Below are 1,964 nucleotides of genomic sequence, written 5' to 3'. Positions count from 1 at the left end.
TTTTATGATAATACGCGTACGCCAGGAGAATTATATCTCTTGGGGGATTTATGGGATAATTCAATAATCACTGAAGATTTTTCCTTGGTCAGAAAAGCTTTTAATGAGTTTTATCTGACAGGAGATATTGACCAAAATATAGTGAATTAACCCAAAAGCCCCGGATTATGATTCGGGGCTTTTTTACATAATTAAGGGGTAGCCGTTTGTTAAATTCTACCGGAGGCAAATAGCCCAACGACGAATGTAACCGTTTATGATTGTACTAATAAGCATAAGCCGCAAAGGCTTGTTGTCATTCTCCAGTCATCATGAATTTTTCCCCTTTAACAAATTCAGTTTTAATGCTTTTAAATGTTGCTTCTGCCACTGCATTGTCATACGGACATCCCTTTTTACTTAGTGAACGCTGTATATTAAATGTATTAATACACTTGCTTACCAAGCAACTGTTTATCAAACTCCTTTCCTCTATCTGAATGAAACAGATGTAATAATGACAGCGGTTGCTTAATCTGACTTAATGCACACATCACTAAATCTGCTGTTTTATGTTGTCCAACACTATAACCGGCAATCTGTCGGTTCGATAAATTCAGTAGTACACACAAATAATTCCAGCAATGGTTAACACGAATATAGGTTAAGTCTGCCACTATAATCTACTGTTTGGTACCTACATCAAATTGGCGTTGTAAATGATTAGCTGTGACTGAGCTATTGCTTGCTGTCTGATATCCTCGATAACGTTTAATCGTATACTTTGATACCAATGATAGCGACTTCATTACTCGGGCAATGTAACGACGAGAAACACTAATACCTGCTTGTTGTAAAGCAAAACGAATGCGTTTGGTTCTATAGAATCGATAGCTGCGTTTAAAAATAGTCAATATTTTATCGGCGTAATGGGCGACCAATTTCTGTTTAGTGGTTTTGCACTGATAATAGGCATAATGTCTGGATATCCCTAAGCAGCGACATAATGCCGCTACAGCATAACGATGTTGGTTTGCTTTCAGGATTTTGATTTTCGTGCCATTATCAGTGCAGCCTGCTTTAGGATATCGTTTTCCATCCGTAGCTGCTTAAGCTCTTTTCGTAAAGCAATTAGTTCATTTTCTTCTGGCGTGCGATTATCTTTGGTCTTAAAAGAACCGCTTTTACTAGATTGACTTATCCAGCGGTCTAAAGCGGAAGGTGTCAAATCGTATTGCTTGACCAATTCACTGCGCGATTTTCCTTGCTGATAAAGTTTAACCATTTGTGCTTTGAAATCAGCACTAAAAGAGCGTCGTGCGCGTTTTTGTTGATTCATCATTTTTTCCTTTTTAGAGTTAAGTTTACCTTACCCCCTAAAAAAGTTGTATGAATTAGTGTAGCCTATCCAACTTCAATGCTGTACTATAAATATAGCAATAAAACGAGAAAGCTATTTGATATTTCGTTATTGACTCGACAGACCTTAAAGTCTTTGGTAAATGTAAAGAAAAAAAGCAGAACATGGCGCAAACCACACTTAGCTATTGATGTGGATACTCGCGAAGCTATTAGTACGGAAGCCAGCCTTGTCAATGTTGGCGATATTGAAGTGCAAAGTCTTTCTAGAGCAAATCATAATGAAAATAGGAAACAAGTTGGGTAATGCTGCATCTAAAATCGAAGTAAAACCATACTCTTCACTCTATGCCTCTGAAATATGCGATTTGTTTCATTCGTCTATTCATGCTATTGATACCGATATTTATAGCAAAGCACAGCAAGAAGCATGGTGCTCAACACCCCCAGATTATCAGAAGTGGTTAGAACGTTTAGATAACACTCAGCCTTGGATAGCTATCTTTGGCTCAAGTCTTGCGGGGTTTGTTGAACTTAGAGATGATGGCTACATAGACTGTCTGTACGTGCATCCTGACTTTCAAAAGCGTGGCATAGCTAGAAAACTCTATGACCATGTGCTTGAC

5 protein-coding genes and 1 pseudogene are annotated in these 1,964 nt (G+C 38.0%); 3 read left to right on the top strand and 3 right to left on the bottom strand.

Going from position 1 to position 1,964, the window contains the following annotated elements:
• On the top strand, nt 1-150 hold a 150-nt coding region (locus ACGH80_RS11705; protein WP_411631216.1), incomplete at its 5' end, for a DUF6911 family protein.
• 275 nt (nt 151-425) lie between these two features.
• Here the strand turns inward: ACGH80_RS11705 and ACGH80_RS11700 are convergent.
• The 3 genes from ACGH80_RS11700 to ACGH80_RS11690 form a co-directional block, all read right to left on the bottom strand.
• Nucleotides 426-656, bottom strand: coding sequence for a DDE-type integrase/transposase/recombinase (locus tag ACGH80_RS11700; RefSeq protein ID WP_411631212.1), 231 nt, complete (start codon nt 654-656; stop codon nt 426-428).
• A gap of 6 nt (nt 657-662) precedes the next feature.
• Nucleotides 663-893 (bottom strand): IS3 family transposase, encoded by a 231-nt coding sequence (locus ACGH80_RS11695; RefSeq protein WP_411631210.1) that lies wholly within the window; start codon nt 891-893, stop codon nt 663-665.
• 125 nt (nt 894-1,018) lie between these two features.
• Entirely contained in the window at nt 1,019-1,321 is a 303-nt protein-coding gene (locus ACGH80_RS11690) for a transposase (RefSeq protein ID WP_093092259.1), read from the bottom strand.
• A 119-nt stretch (nt 1,322-1,440) separates the two neighbouring features.
• Here ACGH80_RS11690 and ACGH80_RS11685 point away from each other — a divergent pair.
• Together ACGH80_RS11685 and ACGH80_RS11680 are read left to right on the top strand one after the other, a co-directional pair.
• Nucleotides 1,441-1,594, top strand: a pseudogene (locus tag ACGH80_RS11685) (transposase); the annotation flags it as partial.
• A gap of 112 nt (nt 1,595-1,706) precedes the next feature.
• A partial coding sequence (locus ACGH80_RS11680; protein WP_411631214.1) for a GNAT family N-acetyltransferase occupies nt 1,707-1,964 on the top strand: 258 nt, incomplete at its 3' end.

This window comes from Gilliamella sp. BG1 (assembly GCF_046635625.1).
Classification (GTDB): domain Bacteria; phylum Pseudomonadota; class Gammaproteobacteria; order Enterobacterales; family Orbaceae; genus Gilliamella; species Gilliamella bombi.
This window is presented reverse-complemented; position numbering and strand designations above follow the sequence as displayed.

Bases quoted from the DNA above. Each gene is read 5' to 3' on its own strand.
- ACGH80_RS11690 (WP_093092259.1), bottom strand. From the start codon at position 1,321: ATGATGAATCAACAAAAACGCGCACGACGCTCTTTTAGTGCTGATTTC.